Below are 21,534 nucleotides of genomic sequence, written 5' to 3' on the forward strand. Positions count from 1 at the left end.
CCTCTCGTCCTCCCGGCGCACTCACTGCTGCGCCAGCGAGTCGTCCGGGAACCCCGCGCGCCGGCGCGCGTTCCGCCGTTCCGCCTCGGCGAGTCGGAACTTCGGCAACTCCGCTTCGAGGGGGCCGAGCGACGCCCGCCGTTCCTGGTGGGCTTCGAGGAAGTCGGCCACCGTCTCCGCCGCGATCTCCTTGAGTTCCCCGCTGAGAAGCGACCCCTCGCGGTACTCGCGGGCGAGTCGTTCCACCCGTTCGTCGCTCTCCTCGAAGAAGTAGTACAGGAGGAGGTAGGACACGTCCACGTCGGGGTTTCCGCCCCGCCGCCGGTGGGCTTCGACGCTCGATCGCCCGCCGGAGTACGCGCGCGTCCGAACCTTCTCGAACACCGCCTCCCGGTCGTCCGAGAGGAGGATGCCGGGCGCGTCGGCGGACGAACTCATCTTCCCCGGTCCGTCGAGACTGGGGAGGAACTTCGAGAGCAACGCGCCGGGCTTGTCCACGTCGTACCGCCGCTTGGCCGCGACGTCGCGGCAGACGCGGACGTGGGGGTCTTGGTCCACCGCGACGGGGACGAGTGTCGGGTGGCGACCCTCGACGAGTTGCGGCAGGAGGAGGTGCGCCGCTTGGACGGCCGGGTAGAACGAGAGCCCGACGTTCACGGGGTCGCCGTACGTCGCGTTCACGGTGGCCTGCGTCACGTCCTTTGCGAACGTCACCGCGAGGGGGTACACCACGTCGGCGTCGGCGGTGTCAACGACGATGCGGGTTCGCTCCGGGTCGAACCCGACGGCGAGGATATCGAGGAGGTTCTCCCGCGCGTGGTCGCTGATCGCCCCCACCGACTCGTCTTTGAGGAGGTACTTCTCGTCGTCGGAGACGGGGACGTAGACGAGCGCTCCCGTTCGGTCTTGGAGGTACTTGGCGAAGTAAAACGGGAACACGTGCCCGACGTGCATCGGTCCCGAGGGGCCGCGCCCCGTCACGACGGAGTGCGTCTCCCCCGCGTTCGCTGCGTCGAGGAAGGCGTCCACGTCCCGCCCGGCGTAGAACACCTCGCGCCGGACGAGTGGGTGGACGGGGTCCGGGAACGCCGCCCGTTGGTCGTCCGTGAGGGCGTCCGCTCCGAACTGTTCGAGGAGTCGGTCGTAGTCTACGTCGCCTTCGACGGCGTACGGCGTCACTGTGAAGTCGTCTTCTGCTGGCATCTGTGTCTGGTGAGTATCGTCGGTCGGGTGGCAGTGCGGTCGAAAAAGGGAGTGAGCACCGCGGGAGCGTCGCCGGGTGAAGCCCGCCCGACCCTACGCCGCGGTACTGTCCGCTCTCCGTGGGGTGGACCAACGCCAGCAGTCGGGGCGGAGAGCGGACTGCATACCCGAAGGGAGGCCGCCGAGGCGTATATATCCTCCCCCGTCGAAGTCGGGTGATTACCGCCGTCGCTCGCGGCTTCGTACCGCCGAACGCTGTTCGTCCGACCCGCCGAAGGACGTCGCTCGTCCGCCCCGGAGAACTTCGATTCCCTCCGGCTTAATACCCGTCTCCTCCGACACGATGTGGTCGTTTTATCTCCCGATAGTGACAACTGGCTAACGTTATCCCTCTAAGGTCCCCTCCCCCGAACCGGTTCGTCGCCGACTCCCGTCCAACGTCCGCCCGCGAGGCGTGATACCCGACTCGCCCACCCTCGACCGATGCCCTCCCCACTCTCACGACGCCAGTTCCTGTCGCGGTCCGCGGTCGGTGCCGGAACTGCCGTCGCCGTCGGCGGGTTCGCGACCGGCGAGTCCGCCGCGGCGCAGGAAACCGAGTTAGAAGCGCTCGTCGACGACGCGGCCGACCGCGCGTTGACGGAGCACGACGCGGGCGGTTTGACCGTCGCGGTCGTCGACGGCGACGACGTCCTCACGCACGGCTACGGCCACGCCTACCGGAGCGAAGACGTGCCGGTCCGGGCCGACGAGACGCTCTTCGAACGGTTCGCGCCGGTCGAATCGGGCGGAGGCGGCGAACGAGCCGCGTCCTCCGGCAGACCCGAACGCGCGGACGAACTCGGCGGGCGGTACCGGTCGGTGCACGCGGCCGACAACGCCACCGCCGAGAAACTCCTCTTCGCCTTCGTCACCGGCGAACCGATAGACGTCCGCGTCGCCGACGACGGCCGCCTGATAACCGAACAGGGAGTAAGAGAGACGAGTGGGTGGAGGTCGACCCGCTCGTCTTCGAACACGTCGAGGAGGACTCGACGCTGCTGTTCCGAACGGACGGCGGCGAGGTGACGCACCTGGTTGACACTCCCGTCGCCTACGAGAGAATTTCGTTCCGCGAGCGATTGTCGGTCCAAGGGTGGGTGGCGACCGTCGCCGCGGTGACCGCACTCACCGGACTCCTCGGCTGGCCGGCGGCCCGCGGGATGCGTCGATTCCGCGGCGGCGAGTCGCCGCCCTCGCACTGTTCGTCGTCGCCCTCGTCGGCGTTACCGTCGCGGTGGGGGCGATGGACCGGCCGACCCTGTTCAACCGCCCGCCTCCGTGGTTCGGCGCCGTGTTCCTCGCGCCGACGCTAGGGGCTATCGCCACCGTCGGTGCGGTCGGCCACGCGGCGCGGGCGTGGTACCGAGGGGAGTGGTCGCTCGCTTCGCGCCTCCACTACTCCCCGGTCGTCGCCGCGTCGGCCGTCCTCTACTGGCTCCTGCGGTACTGGAACCTGCTGGTCGTCCGAGCGTAGTGCGCTCTCCCCTTCTCGTGGGGGTGGTATTCTCGCGGTTCGACTCCACCGTCGTAGAACGAGACCAGTACCGTGGAGCACCGATTCGTCGCGACGAACTTGTCGGCGACTGCGCCGGTATTCCCTCGTCACCCTTTCAGGTGACGAGACGGGCGTAGGTGAGCGAGAGAAACCCGACTGCCATGAGGAGTCTGTACAGCCGTGTCGCTGTCCGTTCGTCGTCGATAACGCTGGCCGCGAGACACCCCAGGGCTACCGAGAGTATCAGCACGCCGGTTTCCAAGCGGGGCCCATCGTTCTCCCCTAACGACCCTCCCGAACAGGCTTGTTCGCATCTGTTGCACCCGACGGACGCTTACGATTCGCCCTCGATTCTGTATAGCGAGATAAAGTTTACAAGTCCGATATCGGACGCCGAAGAAACGTCAGAAAACCGAATAGATGTGCTCCTCGTACGTCTCTCGCACCCTGTCGCCCCAATTGTGGGTGTAGGTGTCGATGATGTCGCCGCCGACGTCGCCGCGGAGGTACTTGACGATGCCGCGGTCCCCGGTTCGGTCTCGGAGGTGGGTGGTGAAGAAGTGCCGGAAGTAGTGCGGCGTGACGTTCTCCTCGGCGTCGCCGCCGGCGCGGTGCCACCCGACGTCGCCGGCGTGGCGTTCGACGATGTGGTGGACCATGTCGGGGGTGAGCCTGCGACCCCAACTTCCCGAGGTGCTGACGAACAGGGGGTCCGCGGGCGACTGCACGTCTGGACGGACGGCCAACCACCGGGCGAGGACGGATTCCAGTTCCGCGTCCACGGGTACGACGGTGGAGCGTTTCCGCTTGTTCGAGGCGGTGCGTTCCTCGCCGTTCGTCACCTCGCCCGCACTCGGTTCCGCGGAGACGTACACCGAGGGGCCGCGGCCGTCCAACTGTGCGCGACTGGATACAGCGCCGAGGGGTGTATCGTCCGCGAGCGAAACGTCCCGGAGGTCAAGGTTGCAGAGCTCGCCGACGCGCATCCCCGTCTTGAGCAACGTGACGAGGACGGCGTGGTCGAGGGGGTGGTGGACGCCGCGGAGGAAGCGCCGCATCTCCGAGAGGGATATCTCCCGCCGAGAGGGGTTGGTGTCGATTCGCTCGTCCATCTCCTCCATGACGAGCGTCATCGGGTTGGCGTCGAACGCGCCGACCTGCGTCATGTAGGCGTAGAACCGGTGGAGGTAGGAGGCGTACGTCGCGACGGTGCTGTCGGCGACGTCCGACCGGCGCAACGAGTGAATCCACGCCATGCAGTCGCGGTGAGACGCCGACTCGACGCGCTTTCGGGCGTCCATGGGATTTACCTCGGGGTCTCGGAGAAACGCCTCGAAGCGCCGCAGAACGCGTTCGTACGCCTCCCGGGTTCGATCGGTCTTCCCGTGGTACGTCATGTCCTGCAGGAAGTACGCGACGGGGTCCTCGACGGACTCGCCGTCGGCCGTCTCAACGGCCATCGTCCGCCTCCTCGAGTGCGCCGGGGGCGATGGTGTACCCGCCGTGGCGACCGCTGTACTGGACGAGGTTCTCCGCCTGCAACTCCTGTAGCGTCTCGTCTAAGCGGTCCTCAATGTCCTCGGTGAGGGTTTCGAGGAGCTCGTCCCACGACCGGTGTTCGGCCACCGAGAGGGCGTCGAGGACGCTCTCCTCGAACCCGTCCGCCCGCCCCTCGTCGGGCGACTCCTCGGCTGCGGACTCCGTCCTGCCGTAGGGCCGTTCGGGCACGTCGAAGTCCCGCCGACCCGCCTGCACCATCGTCCGGACGAACTCGCTTTGACTCATCCCCAGTCTGTCGGCGTGGTCGGTCCACTCCTCCTTCTGGTAGGCGGGGACGTAGGTCATCACCGTCTTTCGCTCTCCGTCGGACCCCTCACTCGACATCTCTCTTCACCCGTCCTCGGCCCGCTTCGATTTCACCGTCGGTGCGCCCCGTCGTTCCCGCCGCGATTCCGAATCGACGTTCGCCCCTCCGGGGGTGGCCTCGTCGATTGGAGGCACACTTCGTCGGCGGCCCCGCGACCACCGACGTTCGGTTCGAACTCTCCGGAACCTCCGACGGGCCGAAGTACCGCCGAGTCTCACATCGACTCGACGCACCGCCGACCCGTCCGCGCCCGTCGCCGTCTTCGTTCATCGGTTGACTGCACATTTCAGTATAACCCTACTTATACTGTTCTATGGTGGCGTCCGGACTCAGTTTATTTGTGTCTCTAATAGCAATTTATCGCCTTCAACAAGCAGAGACACAAATAATATTCCTGTGATCGTGTTGCTTTCGAAAGGACTAATTTCGCGACGAAGGGGACGTTCGAGATTTTACTGCCGACCGCTAACCGAGTACTGGCGGAGATTCTATTCTCTGAAATCTCGGGCGAAAACATGGGGTGCTGGAGGGGTCTGTTCACCCCTTCTACCCTGGGGGTAGCGCGCGGAAAACTGCCCTCCAAAAACAGACAAAAGTATCTCCATTTCCAGTTCTGTATCGGTACGACGAGAGGTTCTCGCCTCGTTAGATCTCGATTCATTAATTGTATCTCGTCCGACCGACACTCCGTTTTCACGACGACGATTCCTCCGACAGTCTCCCCGGTCAACGTCTCCGATATCCATCCAGTATATCCTACACCTCGCCTTTACCGAGCGTTTTCGGGGGTTTCAGAGCGTCGGCAGCCGAATATAGTTAGATAATAACATATTAACTAAAAATAAACATTCTCTATTCGTCTGTTAGTTTTCAATACATATGTCTGTTTTTAAATGGAAAAACAGGAAAAAGTATATATCGCTCACGGTTGATTCGTCATTGGAATGTCAGATAAAACGGTCGGTTCCGAGAAGGAGCGTGGGGATCCAGAAAACCGCGATCGAACGGTTGACGGAGACGGATTTGGCCTCAACCGTCGTGACGCGCTAAAGATGAGCGCGACTGCGGCCGCGGTCGGACTGACCGGTCTGAGCGCGATGACCGGTTCGGCCGCCGCGGACGCCAATCGACACGGAATCTCGTTCGAGCGCGTTGTCAACGCCGTCGACGACTTGGGCCTCGACCCGAACGGGAACGAGCCTATCGACTCGGCGATAGACGAGACCATCGAGGAGGGAGACGTCCTCATCGAGTTCCCGCCGGGCACGTACTTCTGGGAGGACACCGTCGCCGAGAGCAACGTCAACAACTGGGGCATTCGCGGCCTCGGCGACGACCCGACCGACGTTCGGTTCGTCTCGGAGAAAGGTACCGCGAAGTTCCTCCTGAAGACGAACGGCGGGGACGGTATCCTCATCGAGAATCTCGCCATCGACTACGGATTCGACCACAGCGGGAATCTCGGACTGATGTTGAAGGCGGACGACAACCTCCGCGTGCAGGACGTTCGCTTCGTCGGTTTCAATCCGACTCAAAGTAACGGCACTGTCGACAACCTGAGCCCGCAGGCGCTCGACCCCGACGGTCAGGCCATCGTAGACGGACTCGTTCGTATCGGCCCCACCGAAATCGCCTCGCATGGCCACCTCGGCGGCGACGTCAACGAGGGCTGCGTCTGGGTCGGTGACAAGCACGTCGGCGAGTTGATCATCCGTAACTCCCGCATCGAGAACACCGGAACGAACGCCATCTACGCTCGCAAACCGACGGGTAGTGTGAAGGTCGAGGACAGCCTGTTCGTCAACAACAACCAAACCTCGATCCGCATCGGTGGTAAACACTCTTACGTCAGGGGGTGCCGGTTCGTCGTGGATACGGACAACGCGAAGGAGACGAACGTCGGCGAGTTCATCAACCCCCACGCGATCATCTGGGAAACCGACAACAGAGGCGAAGCGGGCGGCTACATCGGGGACTGTGAGTTCATCTACAGGTCCGCGCCCGCGAAGACGGCGGCCGCCGTCCGGATCGATGGCTCCGCGGGCAGGATGGCTATCTACAACAGCCAGTTCCGGATGGACGCCGACGGCGTGGCCGCTATCCGCGCCGACGACCCGAAGGACCCGCGCCTCGGAATCACGCCGGAGGAACCGTGGGCCGTCACGCTCGGTAACGTGAGCGTCACCGGGTCGTCCTCGGGCCCCTACCCAGCTATTTCCATCGAGAACCGTAACGGGTCGACCATTCGGAATAGCTGTCTCCACCTGACGGGGGACCGCGACGGTATCCTCATACGCAACTGCGACAACAGCGTCATTCGGAACACGAACATCAACGTCGACGGGGAGGCGACCATCTTCGAGGGGTCGGACGTCTCCACCTCGGGCATCACGAACTCCGGCAGTTGCCCGGCTCCGGGCGACTCGTCCTCCGGCGGAGACGGGACGGACTCCGACGACGGTGAGGAAGAGGAGTGCTCCTGCTCGAACTGAGTACGCCACTGAAGCGAGTGCGACTCGATAGAAAGTGCGTCCTCACCGGTTGAGCGGCGAACTACACCGACGCCGTGTCGTTCCCCGACGAGGTGATCACCCTCTCGCTCACCGCAGTGAGCGTAGACCTACACCTCGGCGATCATCTCCTTAGAAGTGTTGACCGAGACTCGGTCTTCCACCGTTCGGATCATTTCTGAGGCCCCCGCGAAGGACGCGATACTCGTCAGCATACCGCCCGTCGCGTGCGTTCTCCTCTTCTTTCCTTTCGACCGAGATCGAACCACCTCTCGTCTCGTTCCGATAGTCCGTCGTCTCGCCGTCGGCACACTCTTCACGACGGTATCGACGCGGGGGTTTTCCCTGATTCGACCGCATTTCTTCGATACGCGGTACCATCTCTGATCGAGTAGGGACGTCTGACGTCGAACGCATACACCGTATTTCGATATACACAATTTGAGTGCGGAAGTCACGGACTCGCTGAGGAACTGTTCCGAGTACCGCGGAGGAAAGCCACGCGCTACCCTTCTCTCGGGAGAACCGTGATATCGGACCCGGTCGATAGGTAGATACGGCTGGAACTCCCGGCAGTATCGATGCCACCCAACCGCCGTGAATCGTGGTTTCGGGGGTACACCAACTGGTACGTTCGCGCCACCGTCCTGTTCGTCCAAGTGGTGGTCGTCGCTGGCGTCCTCCACTCGCTCCTCGGTACGGTCGGAGTAGTTATCAGCGGGTTCGCAGCTACGCTCCTCCTCTTCCGACAGATAACGCTCTGCATCCGCCAAGAACTCCGACGAGCGTCGGACTGAACGGACTCCGAGAGAAGTGAACTCACTTCCGAGTATCCGGCTAGGTGAGCGCCGGCTCCGCCGTCTCGGCGAGCCGAACTAGATAGGTTCGAATACATTCAGGATATATTCACAAACGTCTATCGTTTGATGTTCTCTCTTACACTTGTTTTCCTTTCTGAGAGTTAAACGGAAAGGAATATACCTGGATACTCAAATTATTATTTGGAATGGCAGAAAACACGGACTGTATTGAGAAGGAGAGCGGGGGAAACCGAAGTCAGACGTCTGAGGGGACTGAATCCGAACTTAGCCGTCGCGACGCGCTAAAGATGAGTGCGACTGCGGCCGCCGTGGGGCTGGCGGGCGTGGGCGCGATGACCGGTTCAGCCGCCGCGGACGCCGATCAACACGGAATCTCGTTCGACCGCGTGGTCGACGCCGTCGACGACTTGGGCCTCGACCCCGACGGAGACGAGCCTATCGACTCGGCGCTAGACGAGACCATCGAGGAGGGGAACGTCCTCATCGAGTTCCCGCCGGGAACGTACTACTGGGAGGACACCGTCGCCGAGAGCAACGTCAACAACTGGGGCATTCGCGGACTGGGCGACCATCCGACCGACGTTCGGTTCGTCTCGGATGACGGTGCCTCGAAGTTCCTCTTAAAGACGCGCGGCGGAGAGGGTATCCTCGTTGAGAACCTCGCTATCGACTACGGCTTCGACCGGAGCGGAAGCCTCGGACTGATGCTGAAGGCGCACGACAATCTCCTCGTGCGGGACGTCCACTTCGTCGGCTTCAAACCGACCCAAGACGACGGAGCCGTCGAGAATCTGAGCCCGCAGGCGCTCGACCCCGACGGTCGGGTCGTCGTCGATGGGCTCGTCTGTACCGGCCCCACCGACATCGCCCCGCACGGCCACCTCGAAGGCGACGTGAACACCAGCCGCGTCTGGCTCGGAAGCAAGCACGTCGGCGAGCTACTCGTTCGGAACTCCCACATCGAGAACGCCGGGACGAACGCCATCTACGCCCGCGAATCGGCGGGCGACGTGAAGATAGAGGACAGCCTGTTCGTCAACAACAACCAGACGTCGCTCCGCATCGGCGGCAGCGGTTCCTACGTCCAGGGCTGCCGGTTCGTCGTCGACACGGACAACGCGACGGAGGAGAACGTCGGCGAGTTCATCAACCCCCACGCCATCACGTGGGAGACGGGCGAAAGAGGCGAGACGGGCGGATACATCGCGGACTGCGACTTCATCTACAAGTCCGCTCCCGCGAAGACGGCAGCCGCCGTCTGGGTGGACGGCTCCGCCGGCGAGATGGCCATCCGCGATAGCCGATTCCGGATAGACGCCGACGGCGTGGCAGCCATCCGCGTCGACGACCCGCGCGACCCCCGCCTCGGAGAGACGGCGTCGAAGCCCTGGGGCGTCACCCTCGAGAACGTGAGCATCACCGGGTCCTCGTCGGGGTCCCACCCTGCCGTGTTCATCAACAACCGTGACGGCTCGACTATCCGGGACAGCTGTCTCCAGTTGACGGGGAACCGCGAGGGCATCTACCTCCGCAACTCCGACGACAGCGTCATCGAGAACACGAACCTCAACGTCGACGGCGCGACGACCATCTTCGCCGGGTCCGACGTGTCCACCTCGGGCATCACGAACTCCGAGAGTTGTCCGGTGCCGGACGACTCGTTCTCCATCGACGACGAGGCTGAGACGGACGATGAGACTGAGACGGAGACGGACGACGAGACAGAGACGGAGACGGACGACGAGACAGAGACGGAGACGGACGACGAGACAGAGACGGAGACGGACGACGAGGCTGAGACGGAAACGCCGACGGACGACGAGGCTGAGATAGAAACGCCGGCGGACGACGAGACGGAGACGGAAACGCCGGCGGACGACGAGGCGGAGACGGAAACGCCGGCGGACGACGAGGCGGAGACGGAAACGCCGGCGGACGACGAGTAGCGATTCGGCACGTCGGTCGCTCCGTTCGTCGAGGTATCGCCGTCGCGGACGGTCTGCGGCCGGCGGAGTCGCTTCCGTCTATCCTTCGACCGGTTCTATCAGGTCCGGTGCGTCGTTAGCCGGGTCGTTCACCCGCGCGGAGACGGGGTACGCGCGCATCTCGTCTGCGGGGTGAGCGTCGAGGAGAGCGGCCGCCTCCGCTCCGTCGCCGCGAAGCCACGTCTCCTCCTCGTCGGGCGCTAAGACGACGGCCATCCGGTCGTGGAGTTCCGCGACCACCTCGTTGGGCTCCGCCGTGACGACGGTGAACGTCTCCAGTACGTCCGGGTCCGGGTCCGCCGGGGTTCCCTCGGCGAAGTCGTCCAGCCCGGTCTGCGTCCGTTCGGGTCGCCACCGCTCCCAGAGACCGGCCATCGCGAACGGTCGGTCGTCCTCGAACGCGACCCGGTAGGGGCGTCTCTCGCCGTCGCGGGCGGTCCACTCGTAGAACCCGTCCGCGACGACGAGACACCGCCGACGCTCGAACGCCTCCCGGAAGCTCGGCTTCTCGCGCACCGTCTCCGCGCGCGCGTTGATGAGGGTACTCCCCACCGACCGGTCGTCGGCCCACCCGGGCATGAGCCCCCACTTCAGGAAGCGCATCTCCTCGGGCGCGTCGTCGGTCACGACGGGGAGTTCCTGCCCGGGCGCGCAGTTGTACCGCCGTTCGAGGGGCCGCGCCGGTTCGGCGTCGAAGCGGGAGACGAGTTCCTCCGTCGGGGTGAACAGACTGTACCTGCCGCACATGGCCGACCGTTGGCGCGACGGGCACAAAAACTCGCCCGACGCGTCGGAGGCGTCCGACCCCCCTGCGTCCCCGCCCGCACTCGAAGGGTTTAGGCCCGATGACGCCTCCTGTGCGCACATGCGAATCGAGAACAGTTTCATCCCCGTCCGCGGCGTCGGCGAGCGGACGGAACAGAACTTGTGGACCGGAGGGGTGCTCACGTGGGACGACTTCGACCCCGCGGCGGCCCCCGTCGGGACCAAGACGGGCGAGCGAATCGAGTCGTTCATCGCCGACTCCTTGGAGCGACTCGACGACGGCGACGCGCGCTACTTCGGCGACGTGTTCCCCTCCGGCGAGCGGTGGCGACTGTACGAGAACTTCCGCGAGGAGGCCTGCTTCTTCGACATCGAGACGACCGGGCTCGACTCCTCGCGCCACGACGTGACGACCGTCTCCTTCCACCGCGGCGGCGAGACAACGACGCTCGTCCGCGGCGACACGCTCACCGCCGACGCCCTGCGCGAACAGTTCCGCGACGTCTCGCTCGTCGTCTCCTTCAACGGAAAACGCTTCGACGTGCCGTTCCTCGAGGAGTCGTTCGACGTCTCCGTGGACCTGCCGCACGTGGACCTGATGTACCCGTGTCGCAGGCTCGACCTGACCGGCGGCCTCAAACGGATAGAGAAGGACGTCGGCATCGACCGGGACCGCCCGGACCTCTCGGGCCGCGACGCGGTCAGACTCTGGCACCGGTACGAACGCGACGGCGACGACGACGCCCTCGACACCTTGGTGTCGTACAACCGCGACGACACGGTCAACCTCAAGCGTCTCATGGACCTCGTCGCCGGCACCCTCCACGAGGAATCGCTCGGCGGAATCGACGGCGCGACGTGCGACCTTCCGGCGCGCGAACTCGTCTGAGATCCGACCGCGGCGACGGCACGGCGTCGTCTCCGACGCCCACTCGGTAGTCGGCGGCGGCGCGACGCGGACGAAGAAGGAGGTACTCGCGCGGGGCGCGAGGGCGGACGGCGACGGTCAGTGCAGGATGTCCTTCACGCGGCGGGGTTCGCCGCTGAGGGTGGGGTTCTTCTCGACGATTTTGAGGACCTCGTGGTCCGTCACGTCCGGGTACGCCTTCTCGGTGGCGTCTTCGATGAGGTCCTTGTCGAGGCGGAACTCGGTGCCCTCGTACTCGACATCGACCCCTTTGTCGTCGAAGGAAAGGACGGTCATGCCTGACCGTAGCTTACGGGAGAATAAAAACGCACGCCTCGTCCGTCAGACGCGCGTCGTACGGTCGGTTTATTACCCAGCATGTGTTGGTCCGAGTTGTGTCACTCGGTTCGGACCCGCTCGACGCGCTCGAGATACCCGACGGGACGACCGTCGAGGAGCACGATTTAGTGACGGAGAGCGACGTCGTCGTCGGCGGACAGAGCACCATCGAGTTCGGCGTCCGCGGACGGAACGTCGTCGCCGGCGAGCGAGTTCGGTTCGGCGGCGACATCGAAGCGGAGGGCGACTGCCGGTTGGACACGTGGTGCGACGTGGCCGGGAACGTCCTCGTCGGCGAGAACGCCTACCTCGGCGAACGCGTCCACGTCGGCGGCCGCCTGATGGTCTCCGGCGATTTGGACATCGGCGACGACGTGGACATAGAGGAGGGGTTCGAGGCCAACGGCTGGATAGTCATCCGCAACCCCGTCCCGACGCTCGTGTTCTACTTCATCGTCCTCTCGCAACTGCTCCGCCTCGGCGAGAACGACGCCGCGGGCGAACTCGCGGACTCGCTGAAGGGCGAGAGCGAACACCAACCGCTGACGGTTCCGCGCGGTTCGACCGTCTCGGACGACGCGTGGCGCGCCTCCACCCCCGCCACCGTCGGCGACGACTGCCGCCTCCACGGCAACATCCGCGCGGAGTCCATCGAAGTCGGCGAGGACAACAACATCTTCGGCAGTCTCCGCGCCCGCGAGGACATCGTCGTCCGGTCGGGGACGCGCATCCACGGCGACGTGACCACCCGCAACGGGACGGTCACCATCGAGGAGGGCGCGCGCGTCCTCGGCGACGTCTCCTGCCGCGAACTCGAACTCCACGAGGGCGCACTCGTCGACGGGACGATGCGCGCCCGCGGCGAGATGCGCATCCACAGCTCCGACTCCACGCGCGATATCGAGTGAGTCGCGGTCACCTCCGCCCGGAATCATCGGCCCGCTGAGATGACTCAAACGGTCGTTTGTGTCTACGGTACTCCTTTCTGACGAGTCGCGGTAGTCGCTGGCAGTATGCCAGCGAAACGAACGCTTGCCGCCGTCGCACTCGCCGCCGTCCTCGTCCTCGCGGGGTGCGGGGGCGCATCGACCGGTGCCGGCGGAAGCGGGGAGATTGCCGCCGACAGGGGCGCGAACACCGGCGGTAGCGGCGGCGCGGAAGCGACGGCATCCGGCGGCGACGGCGCAAGCGGCGGTGGCGGCGGCTCGACGGCCTCCGAGGCGGCCCTGCGGGAACGCGCGCTGATAAAGACCGGTACCGTCGTCGTCGAGGTGGACGACTTCGAGTCCTCGCGGGCGAACCTCACCGACGCCGTCGAGGGGTACGGCGGGTTCGTCAGCGAGACGCGAACCCAACGCCGCGGACCGGAGAACCACACGTACGTCCACGGAACGCTCGTCCTGCGCGTCCCCTCCGAGGAGTACGAATCGCTGCGCTCGGACGCCGAAGCCGAAGGCGACGTCGTCTCCTCGGAGACGAACACGCGGGACGTGACCGACCGGTTGGTCGATTTGGAGGCCAGACTGGAGAACCTCCGGGCGGAACGCGACAGACTCCGGACGCTGTACGACCGGGCGAACTCCACGGAGGACGTCCTCGCGGTGCAGCGAGAGTTGTCGGACGTGCAGGGCGAAATCGAGCGACTGGAGGCGAAGAAGCAGTCGCTCGAACGGCGTGTCGCCTACTCCACGCTGACGGTCGAACTGCGCGAACCCGACCCGACGCCGACGTACACCCGCGAGGCGTGGTACGACACGCCCGTGGTCTCGGCGTTCCTCCAGTCTGTCGAGGGCGTCCTCGTCGTCGGCCGGGCGATAGTCGTCGGAACTGCGTACGCGCTTCCGTACGTCCTGGCGTTCGTCGCGCCCGTCGCCGTCCTCGGTGGGGTTGCGTGGCGCCTCCGCGACCGACTCCCGCGCTGACCCGCGCCGTTCGCTCTCCTCCGCGGCGCTTCGACTCCTCGATTCGCGCGTTCGGGGACCGAAAGGAAATTCGGTCTGTCGGCCCTCCTCTCCCTCATGCTCTCTATCGCGCTAGCGGGCAAGCCCAACGCGGGCAAGTCCACGTTCTACAAGGCGGCCACGCAGGCGGACGTGGACGTCGGCAACTACCCCTTCACGACCATCGACCCGAACCGCGGGGTGACGCACGCCCGCACCCGGTGTCCGTGTCTCGACAGGGAGGAACGGTGCGGCAACTGCGAGGACGGCACGCGCTACGTCCCCGTGGAACTCCTCGACGTGGCCGGACTCGTCCCCGGCGCGCACGAGGGCCGCGGACTCGGCAACCAGTTCCTCGACGCCCTCACGAACGCGGACGTCATCCTCAACGTCGTGGACGCCTCCGGCGGCACGAACGAGGAGGGCGAACCCGTCGAGGTGGGGACGTACGACCCGCTAGAGGAGGTCGATTTCGTCGAGGAGGAGCTAGAGCAGTGGCTGACGGGCATCATCGACCGAAACTGGGAGTCCGTCGAGCGAAAGTCCCGGTCGCCCGACTTCGACATCGACGACGCCCTCACGGAGATGCTCACGGGGTTCGGCGCGACGGAACACGACGTGGCCGCCTCCCTTCGGTCCCTCGACTACCCGACGGACCCGATGCAGTGGGAAGACGAAGACAGGGAGAAACTGGCCCGCGACATCCGCGCGCGGACGAAGCCCATCGTCCTCGTGGCGAACAAGGCGGACATCGCGCCCGAGGAGAACCTCGAACGACTCCGCGAGACGGACAAGCCGGTGGTGCCGACCACCGCCGACGGCGAACTCGCCCTCCGGAAGGCGGCGGAGGCGGGCGTCGTCGAGTACCTCCCCGGCGACGAGGAGTTCGAGATCGTCGGCGATATCTCCGACGCCCAAGCGGAGGGGTTAGAGAAGATACGCGAGGTGATGGCCGAGTACGGCGGCACGGGCGTCCAGCAGTCGATAAACCGCGCCGTCTACGACGTCCTCGACGTGCTGACCGCCTACCCCGTCCAAAACGAGACGAAGTGGACCGACGGGACGGGCGAGATGCTCCCGGACGCGTTTCTCCTCCCGCGGGGGTCGACGCCGAAGGACCTCGCGTACGCCGTCCACTCCGACATCGGCGAGGGGTACCTCCACGCCGTGAACGCGCGGTCGAACCGCCGCATCGCCGAGGACTACGAACTCGACGAGGGCGACGTCGTCAAAATCGTGAGTACGGCGTCGTAACCTCGCGCGCGGCGCGCGAAGGCGTCGTTACTCGCCGAAGTAGGGACCCCGGGCAGGAGGACGGGCGTGTCCATGGCAAGTCCTGCCGAGCCCGGGTAGGAGAGCCTTAGAGTTCAGTCGTTATGAAAGGGTCGACTCTTGGAGGATCTGGACTGTCTGCTCCGCGACGCCGCCGGTCGTCCGGGAGACGGTTCGCTCCTCGGGGTCGAAGGAGACGAGTCCCGCCTCGTCGAGTTTCGGGAGATGGACGTGGTACAGCTTCACCGCGGCGGTGCGACGTTCGTCGTCGCCGACCTCCGAGGGGCAGATCCCCTCGCGTTCGGCGACGACTTCGGCGGCCAACGTCTCGAGAGACACGGGGGAGTCGCTGTCCTCGAGACAGGAGAACGTGATCCGTCTGTTCCGGTCGGACAGGGCCTGAAAGGGGGATTGGTGGTCCATCATAGGGGGTTAGGGGGGACTTCGGACGACGGGGGGTCCTCCGCCGTCATCTTCATGTACGGCTCTCTTCCCCTGAACCCTCGGCCTAACCAGTTAGGACCGGTCGCAGGCGGTGAGTGCAGCGGCGATTCGCGAAGCGAGGTGAGTCGAAAACGGGATCCGCCGAATCGGGCGCGAACTGCCGGAAAAGGGCGACGTTCGACCGGCGGTCGGGTCCGGTCAGTCGGCGTCCGAGGAGAACACCCGCGGGAGGGCGAACCCGGTCCGTTCCGAGAACGTGTACGCCGCGACGACGACGACGACGACGCCCGCGGCGAGCAACGGAAGCGGCGAGACGCCGTACCCGCTGGCGAGGAAGAGAAGCGTCGCCGTCCCGCCGGCGACGAGGGCGTACGGAATCTGCGTGTTCACGTGGTCCACGTGGTCCGCCCCGGCGAACATCGACGACAGCACCGTGGTGTCGCTGATGGGCGAACAGTGGTCGCCGAACAGCGATCCGGTGAGAATCGCGCCGATCGCACTCGAGAGGGGCGCGCCGAGGTTGAACGCCAACGGCACCGCGACGGGGAACATGATCCCCATCGTCCCCCACGAGGTGCCGATGCTGAACGAGATGATGGCCGCGGTGACGAACACGACGGCCGGCAGGATGTTCGCCGTGATGATGCCCTGTGCGACGGAGACGACGTAGGGACCGACACCGAGCGCCTCGCTGACGGCCCCGATGGTCCACGCCAGAGAGAGGACGGCGACGGGGAACATCACCATCTTGAACCCCTCGAAGATGGAGTCGCTCACGTCGTCGAGTGCGACCCGCGCGTGGCCGACGAGGATGGCCAAGAGCAGACCGCAGGCCGAGAAGACGCCCCAAAGGATGGCGTCGGCGGTGGCGGCGTTCTTCAGGGCGTTGACGGGCGTGCGTCCGGGCCACCCGCCGGAGTAGAGGAGGCCGAACCCGGTCACCGCGACGAGGGCGACGATGGGCGCGGCGAAGTACCACCAGCGAGCGTCCACGTGGTCGGGCGTGACGATGTCCTCCTCGCGCGTTTCGAGGAGGGGGTCGGCGTCGTCGCGCAGGACTTTCCCCGTCTCCTTCGCGCGCGTCTCGGCGCGCTTCATCGGGCCGAAGTCCCACCCGGTGAAGACGACGACGAACACGAGTGCGATGGCGAGGAGGCTGTAGAACCGGTAGGGGATGCTCTGGAGGAACACGACGAACGGACTCATCTGGATACCGAGTTCGTTGAACTGCTGGGAGATGAGCCCCACCTCGAAACCGACCCACGTCGAGACGACGGCGATGCTGACGACCGGCGAGGTGGTCGAATCGAGCAGGTAGGCGAGTTTCTCGCGGCTGATGTCGAACTGGTCGGTGATGGGTCGCATCACCGACCCCGTTATCATCGTACTCGCGTACGAGTCCACGAAGATGAGCATCCCGAGGACGCTCGTGCCGATTTCGGCCTGCCGACGCGTCTTGATCCGGGAGATGATGCGCCCCGCGAGGGCGTTCATCCCGCCCGAGAGGAATATCATCCCGAGCATCGCCCCCGAGAGGAACGTGAACAAGAGCAGCTTGATGTTGAACGCCGGGGTGATGTTGTCGATGACCAGTTGGAGGGCGTGCGCCGCCCCCGCGATGGGGTTCCATCCGACGAGTATCGTCGCGCCTATCCAGATTCCCGCGAACAACGAGAGCAGCACCTGTCTGCTCGCCAGCGTCAGTACGATGGCGAAGAGCGCCGGGAGCAGACTGATGATGCCGTAGTTCTCTGCTGGCATACCACCGCGTCGTTCACGACTCGTGGGTTAAAAAATGCACTATATAATGTGACGAAATTCGACATTATGCCAACGAATCCCCGAAGAATGGATTATACCTTGTGGCCTACGCCACCGCGTCGTACGCCTCGGCCATGACGTCTAGCGCCTCCCGAAGCGACTCCTCGTCCGTCGCGTAGGAGAGGCGCGCGTACCCCTCGCCGTGTTCGCCGAAGGCGTCGCCCGGGACGACGATGACGCCGCGTTCGAGACACTCGTCTACGAACCCCTCGGGCACTTCCGGCATGCAGTAGAACGCGCCGCCGGGCGTCGGCACGTCGAGGCCGATGTCTTCGAGTCCAGAGACGACGATGTCGCGGCGGCGGCGGAACGACTCGGTCATCTCCGAAACTTGGTCCTGCGGCCCCGTCAACGCCGCTTCGGCGGCGAACTGCGCCGGGGCGGACGCGCACGCTTGGATGTACTGGTGGACGCGGAGCATGCGTTCGATTCGGCGGGGGGAGGCGTGGACCCACCCGAGTCGCCACCCGGTCATCGAGTAGAGCTTCGAAGCGGAGTTGACGACGACGACGTTGTCCGTCTCGGCGAACTCCGCGGGCGACCGGAACTCGCCGTCGAAGACGGTGTACTCGTACACCTCGTCGGAGAGACAGAGCACGTCGTGTTCGTCGGCGATGCGGGCGAACTCCCGGATATCCTCCGGCGGCGACACCGCGCCAGTCGGGTTGCCGGGACTGTTGACGATGAACGCCGCCGTGTCCTCGGTGATGGCCGCTTCGACCGCCTCGGGGTCGAGGGTCAGGTCGTCGCGGAGGGGGACCGGCGTGGGTTCGCCGCCCGCGAGTTTCGTCAACGCGTCGTAGGAGACGAATCCGGGGTCGGGGAAGACGACCTCCTCGCCGGGGTCCACGTGCGCCTCCAACGCGATGTGGAGGGCTTCGCTCCCGCCGGCCGTGGCGATGATATCGTCGGGCGAGACGTCGATGCCCTGGTCGCGTTCGTGCTTCGCGGCGATGGCCTCCCGGAGGGGGCGCATCCCCTTGTTCCCGGTGTACCCGTCCGCGCGGCCGTCGCGTATCGCCTCCACCGCCGCCTCTCTGGCGTGCGCGGGCGCGGAGAAGTCCGGTTGTCCGAGTCCGAGGTTGATGGCGCCGTCGCCGGCCGCCTCGAACACCTCGCGGATGCCGCTTATCGAAACCGCCTCCACTCGTTCGGAGAACTCCGTCATACTCCTCTGGCCGTGGTCCGCCGGGATAGTTCTTCCCTCACACGCTCACGGACCCTACTCCGTGACGATTCGACATATTCCGGCAAAAGTTTCTGCAAACTGCGACGATACGCATCCGTCGAAAACGGTACTCACCGGGTGCAGGCATACGTCCGACGCCGCTAGCGGTGGTTTCACCGCGTCGGGCCTGCGAGCAGTATCTACCGTGTGCGCGCCCCAGATACCCGTGGGGACCGTAACGCTTGCATGACGGCTTCTCCGGGCTCCGAGTCGAACAGACTGACGCGCAGGCGATTCGTACAAGCGACGGGGGCGGCCTCCGCCGCGGGTCTCACGAGCGTCTCCGGGTGCCTCGGCGGGGGCGGCGGGGGCGGTGGGGGCGGCCTCGACGAGATTCGCGTCGCCTACATGCCAATCTACCCCGACATGCAGTACTTCATCATGCAGGAGGAGGACTACTTCTCGGAACTCGACGTCGGGGTGTCGAGCGAGAAGTTCTCCGACGGGCCGAGCATCGTGCAGGCGTCGGCGAAGGGTGACTTCGACGTGATGATGTTCGGCGTCGTCCCCGCGATGATAGTGATGGACAAGGGTATCCCCTCGAAGATAACCGCCGCGAACATCCAGAACGCGATGGAGATTCTGGCCCACGACGACTTCGCCGCCCTCTGGGAGAAACACGGGAACGACGCGTTCGCGAAGTTCGAGGAACGCGAGGGCCGGAAGTTCCAGTTCGGAACCTTCCCGCCGGGGTCCGTCCCGGACATCCTGCTCCGCTACTGGCTGACAGAGGAGGTGGGCGTCGAACCCGGACGCGACGTGGAGATAACGCCGCTCGGTGGCGCGGGGCCGGTCCGACAGTCCCTCCTCGCGGGGAAGATAGACGGAACGTCCATCATGGAACCCGTCCCGACGGTCATCGAGGTGAAGGACGCGCCGTACCAGTCGATAGCGTGGGCGGGCGACTTCATGCCCGGCCAACCCGCCGCGGTGACGCTGATGCACGACCGACTCCGGAAGGAGAACCGCGAGGTGGCGAAGGCGTTCGTCGAACAGCACCAGCGTGCGACGGACTTCACGAAGTCGAACCCCGACGCTGCGGCGGCGGACGCCAGCGCGGTCATCGGCGAGTCGTCGCTCCCCGTCGAGACGGCCCGGAAGGCGATGGATGCGCGCGCCTCCGACTTCATCACCGACCCCCACAAGATAACCGACGGCGCGAAGATATTCTCCCGGTACGCCGCCGACGCGGGCAAGATAAGCGAACCGCTCTCGAACGACGCGATGTTCGACTTCGGCGTCTACGACAACCTCTGAGACGACCATGAGCGTCGAGACAAACACCGAGTCCGAGGCGGCCTCGCCGTCGGAGTCCGCGATACGGGACGTCGACTTCCGGAGCCTCGCTCTCGGATTCGTCGGCACGGCGGCGTTTCTGCTGGCGTGGCAGGGGGCGGCGATGGCCGTCGGCCGAACGTACCTGCTCCCCTCCCCGGTCGCGGTGGCGATGGCGTTCGTCGTCGAACTGGTCGCACCGACTACCTTCGTCGTCCCCTTCACGGGTGTCGAGGTTCCGGCGACGAGACTGCTCGCGAACCTCCTCCAGAGTCTCATGCACTACGTCCCCGGCCTCGTCGTCGGGAGCGTCCTCGGTATCGCCCTCGGCGTCGCGATGGGGTGGAACGAGTCGCTCGACGCTGCACTGACCCCCGTGACGCGCTTCCTGCGACCGATTCCGCCGCTGGCGTGGATCGTGTTCGCCATCGTGTGGATCGGCATCGGTCACGGCGGCGCGGCGTTCATCGTCGGCATCGGCGCGTTCTGGATAAACTTCTACAACGCCTACGCGGGCGTCGAAGGCGTCTCGTCGCACCTGAAGGAGGTTGCCGCGAGTCTCGGCGTGGACGACGACGTGACGATGATTCGCAAGGTCATCGTCCCCGCGGCGAGTCCGTCCATCATGACCGGCCTGCGGACGAGTATCGGACAGTGTTGGATGATAGTCGTCGCCGCCGAACTGTTCGGCGCGCCCGGCGTCGGGTTCCAGATAATCAACGCCGCGCAGAACCTCGCGACGGACGTGAGCGTGGCGTACATGGTGGTCATCAGCCTCGTCTTCCTCGCGAGCGACGGCTTGTTCCGCCGCGTCGAACGGAGGGTCCTCGAATGGCGGGCGTAGCGAAAGTCGTCGTCGACGGCGTCGGCAAGACGTACGAGTCCGAACGACAGACGGTGCGGGCGCTCTCGGACGTGAACTTCGCCGTCGAGGACGGCGAGTTCGTCTGCATCGTCGGCCCTTCGGGGTGCGGAAAGACTACGCTGTTTCGGACCATCGCGGGTCTGGAAACGCCGACCGAGGGCGAGGTTCGCCTCGGCGGGTCCGTCGTCGAAGGCCCCGGAACCGACCGCGGCATGGTGTTCCAAGAGTACGGCCTGTTCCCGTGGCGGACCGTCCGCGGGAACGTCGCGTTCGGCCTCGAAGAGCAGGGCGTCCCGGCGGGCGAACGCCGACGCCGCATCTCGGAGATGCTCGAACTCGTCGGGTTGGAGGAGTTCGCCGACGCCTACCCGAAGGAACTCTCCGGCGGGATGAAACAACGCGTCGGCATCGCCCGCGCCCTCGCCGTCGACCCCGACATCCTCCTCATGGACGAACCGTTCGGGAGCGTCGACGCGCAGACGCGCGACATGCTCCACGACGAACTCCTCCGCATCTGGGCTGAGACGGAGAAAACAGTGCTCTTCGTCACCCACGACGTGGAGGAGTCGGTCACCCTCGCGGACCGCGTGGTCGTCATGGCCGCGAACCCCGGTCGGGTGAGGGATATCGTCGAGGTGGACCTCGACCGACCGAGAGATCGGGCGAATCCGGCGTTCGGGGAGTACGTCTCGGTGGTTCGCGGTCTCATCGGCGAGTAGTCGTCGGAACTGCGCCCGCCGCCCCTCGCCCGCGGT

Annotated in this window: 21 protein-coding genes; 12 read left to right on the forward strand and 9 right to left on the reverse strand. The window is 65.4% G+C overall.

Going from position 1 to position 21,534, the window contains the following annotated elements:
* Nucleotides 1–21: 21 nt before the first annotated feature.
* Nucleotides 22–1,203, reverse strand: a complete 1,182-nt coding sequence (locus ACFQEV_RS10425) for a tryptophan--tRNA ligase (RefSeq protein ID WP_379695584.1) — start codon at nucleotides 1,201–1,203, stop codon at nucleotides 22–24.
* 483 nt (nucleotides 1,204–1,686) lie between these two features.
* Here ACFQEV_RS10425 and ACFQEV_RS10430 point away from each other — a divergent pair, with 483 nt between their 5' ends.
* Entirely contained in the window at nucleotides 1,687–2,271 is a 585-nt protein-coding gene (locus ACFQEV_RS10430) for a serine hydrolase family protein (RefSeq protein ID WP_379695586.1), read from the forward strand.
* A 67-nt stretch (nucleotides 2,272–2,338) separates the two neighbouring features.
* Nucleotides 2,339–2,719: a hypothetical protein gene (locus ACFQEV_RS10435; protein ID WP_379695588.1), complete on the forward strand. Its 381-nt coding sequence runs from the start codon at nucleotides 2,339–2,341 to the stop codon at nucleotides 2,717–2,719.
* Nucleotides 2,720–2,855: 136 nt separating this feature from the next.
* Here the strand turns inward: ACFQEV_RS10435 and ACFQEV_RS10440 are convergent, their stop codons facing one another.
* From ACFQEV_RS10440 to ACFQEV_RS10450, 3 genes are all read right to left on the reverse strand, one after another.
* A complete protein-coding gene (locus tag ACFQEV_RS10440) occupies nucleotides 2,856–3,002 on the reverse strand; it encodes a hypothetical protein (RefSeq protein ID WP_379695590.1) in 147 nt (48 codons plus the stop codon).
* 142 nt (nucleotides 3,003–3,144) lie between these two features.
* Complete coding sequence (locus ACFQEV_RS10445) at nucleotides 3,145–4,200, reverse strand: tyrosine-type recombinase/integrase (protein WP_379695592.1); 1,056 nt, start codon at nucleotides 4,198–4,200, stop codon at nucleotides 3,145–3,147.
* Nucleotides 4,190–4,624 (reverse strand): DUF5805 domain-containing protein, encoded by a 435-nt coding sequence (locus ACFQEV_RS10450; protein WP_379695595.1) that lies wholly within the window; start codon nucleotides 4,622–4,624, stop codon nucleotides 4,190–4,192. The genes ACFQEV_RS10445 and ACFQEV_RS10450 overlap by 11 nt, the downstream gene beginning before the upstream one ends.
* A gap of 927 nt (nucleotides 4,625–5,551) precedes the next feature.
* On the opposite strand from ACFQEV_RS10450, the gene ACFQEV_RS10455 reads away from it, so the two are divergent.
* From ACFQEV_RS10455 to ACFQEV_RS10465, 3 genes are all read left to right on the forward strand, one after another.
* Entirely contained in the window at nucleotides 5,552–7,099 is a 1,548-nt protein-coding gene (locus ACFQEV_RS10455; protein WP_379695597.1) for a twin-arginine translocation signal domain-containing protein, read from the forward strand.
* 599 nt (nucleotides 7,100–7,698) lie between these two features.
* Complete coding sequence (locus ACFQEV_RS10460) at nucleotides 7,699–7,914, forward strand: hypothetical protein (RefSeq protein WP_379695599.1); 216 nt, start codon at nucleotides 7,699–7,701, stop codon at nucleotides 7,912–7,914.
* A gap of 311 nt (nucleotides 7,915–8,225) precedes the next feature.
* Nucleotides 8,226–9,884: a hypothetical protein gene (locus ACFQEV_RS10465; protein WP_379695601.1), complete on the forward strand. Its 1,659-nt coding sequence runs from the start codon at nucleotides 8,226–8,228 to the stop codon at nucleotides 9,882–9,884.
* Nucleotides 9,885–9,962: 78 nt separating this feature from the next.
* Here ACFQEV_RS10465 and ACFQEV_RS10470 read toward each other — a convergent pair whose 3' ends face one another.
* Entirely contained in the window at nucleotides 9,963–10,652 is a 690-nt protein-coding gene (locus ACFQEV_RS10470) for an SOS response-associated peptidase (protein WP_379699830.1), read from the reverse strand.
* 136 nt (nucleotides 10,653–10,788) lie between these two features.
* Here ACFQEV_RS10470 and ACFQEV_RS10475 point away from each other — a divergent pair, with 136 nt between their 5' ends.
* Nucleotides 10,789–11,577, forward strand: a complete 789-nt coding sequence (locus ACFQEV_RS10475) for a ribonuclease H-like domain-containing protein (RefSeq protein ID WP_379695603.1) — start codon at nucleotides 10,789–10,791, stop codon at nucleotides 11,575–11,577.
* A gap of 117 nt (nucleotides 11,578–11,694) precedes the next feature.
* On the opposite strand, the gene ACFQEV_RS10480 is transcribed toward ACFQEV_RS10475, so the two are convergent.
* On the reverse strand, nucleotides 11,695–11,892 hold the full coding sequence (locus ACFQEV_RS10480; RefSeq protein ID WP_379695605.1) for a DUF5800 family protein: 198 nt from the start codon (nucleotides 11,890–11,892) through the stop codon (nucleotides 11,695–11,697).
* Nucleotides 11,893–11,990: 98 nt separating this feature from the next.
* Here ACFQEV_RS10480 and ACFQEV_RS10485 point away from each other — a divergent pair, with 98 nt between their 5' ends.
* The 3 genes from ACFQEV_RS10485 (at nucleotide 11,991) to ACFQEV_RS10495 (ending at nucleotide 15,128) form a co-directional block, all read left to right on the forward strand.
* Entirely contained in the window at nucleotides 11,991–12,842 is an 852-nt protein-coding gene (locus ACFQEV_RS10485) for a polymer-forming cytoskeletal protein (protein WP_379695608.1), read from the forward strand.
* Between the two features lie 105 nt (nucleotides 12,843–12,947).
* Entirely contained in the window at nucleotides 12,948–13,856 is a 909-nt protein-coding gene (locus ACFQEV_RS10490; protein WP_379695610.1) for a DUF4349 domain-containing protein, read from the forward strand.
* A gap of 96 nt (nucleotides 13,857–13,952) precedes the next feature.
* Nucleotides 13,953–15,128 (forward strand): redox-regulated ATPase YchF, encoded by a 1,176-nt coding sequence (locus ACFQEV_RS10495; RefSeq protein ID WP_379695612.1) that lies wholly within the window; start codon nucleotides 13,953–13,955, stop codon nucleotides 15,126–15,128.
* A gap of 120 nt (nucleotides 15,129–15,248) precedes the next feature.
* Here the strand turns inward: ACFQEV_RS10495 and ACFQEV_RS10500 are convergent, their stop codons facing one another.
* The 3 genes from ACFQEV_RS10500 to ACFQEV_RS10510 form a co-directional block, all read right to left on the reverse strand.
* Complete coding sequence (locus ACFQEV_RS10500) at nucleotides 15,249–15,572, reverse strand: DUF7344 domain-containing protein (protein WP_465261209.1); 324 nt, start codon at nucleotides 15,570–15,572, stop codon at nucleotides 15,249–15,251.
* 216 nt (nucleotides 15,573–15,788) lie between these two features.
* A complete protein-coding gene (locus ACFQEV_RS10505) occupies nucleotides 15,789–17,351 on the reverse strand; it encodes a Na+/H+ antiporter NhaC family protein (RefSeq protein WP_379695616.1) in 1,563 nt (520 codons plus the stop codon).
* Nucleotides 17,352–17,457: 106 nt separating this feature from the next.
* The gene (locus ACFQEV_RS10510) at nucleotides 17,458–18,579 is read right to left on the reverse strand and encodes a pyridoxal phosphate-dependent aminotransferase (protein ID WP_379695618.1); all 1,122 of its coding nucleotides are present in this window, start codon (nucleotides 18,577–18,579) and stop codon (nucleotides 17,458–17,460) included.
* A 246-nt stretch (nucleotides 18,580–18,825) separates the two neighbouring features.
* On the opposite strand from ACFQEV_RS10510, the gene ACFQEV_RS10515 reads away from it, so the two are divergent.
* The 3 genes from ACFQEV_RS10515 to ACFQEV_RS10525 are packed head-to-tail and all read left to right on the forward strand — an operon-like array spanning nucleotide 18,826 to nucleotide 21,498.
* Entirely contained in the window at nucleotides 18,826–19,896 is a 1,071-nt protein-coding gene (locus ACFQEV_RS10515; RefSeq protein WP_379695620.1) for an ABC transporter substrate-binding protein, read from the forward strand.
* Between the two features lie 7 nt (nucleotides 19,897–19,903).
* Nucleotides 19,904–20,758, forward strand: coding sequence for an ABC transporter permease (locus ACFQEV_RS10520; RefSeq protein WP_379695622.1), 855 nt, complete (start codon nucleotides 19,904–19,906; stop codon nucleotides 20,756–20,758).
* A complete protein-coding gene (locus ACFQEV_RS10525; RefSeq protein WP_379695625.1) occupies nucleotides 20,746–21,498 on the forward strand; it encodes an ABC transporter ATP-binding protein in 753 nt (250 codons plus the stop codon). Before ACFQEV_RS10520 ends, ACFQEV_RS10525 begins: the two co-directional genes overlap by 13 nt.
* Nucleotides 21,499–21,534 lie beyond the last annotated feature (36 nt).

Origin of the sequence: Halopelagius fulvigenes, assembly GCF_042662625.1 — an archaeon.
GTDB classification, from domain to species: domain Archaea; phylum Halobacteriota; class Halobacteria; order Halobacteriales; family Haloferacaceae; genus Halopelagius; species Halopelagius fulvigenes.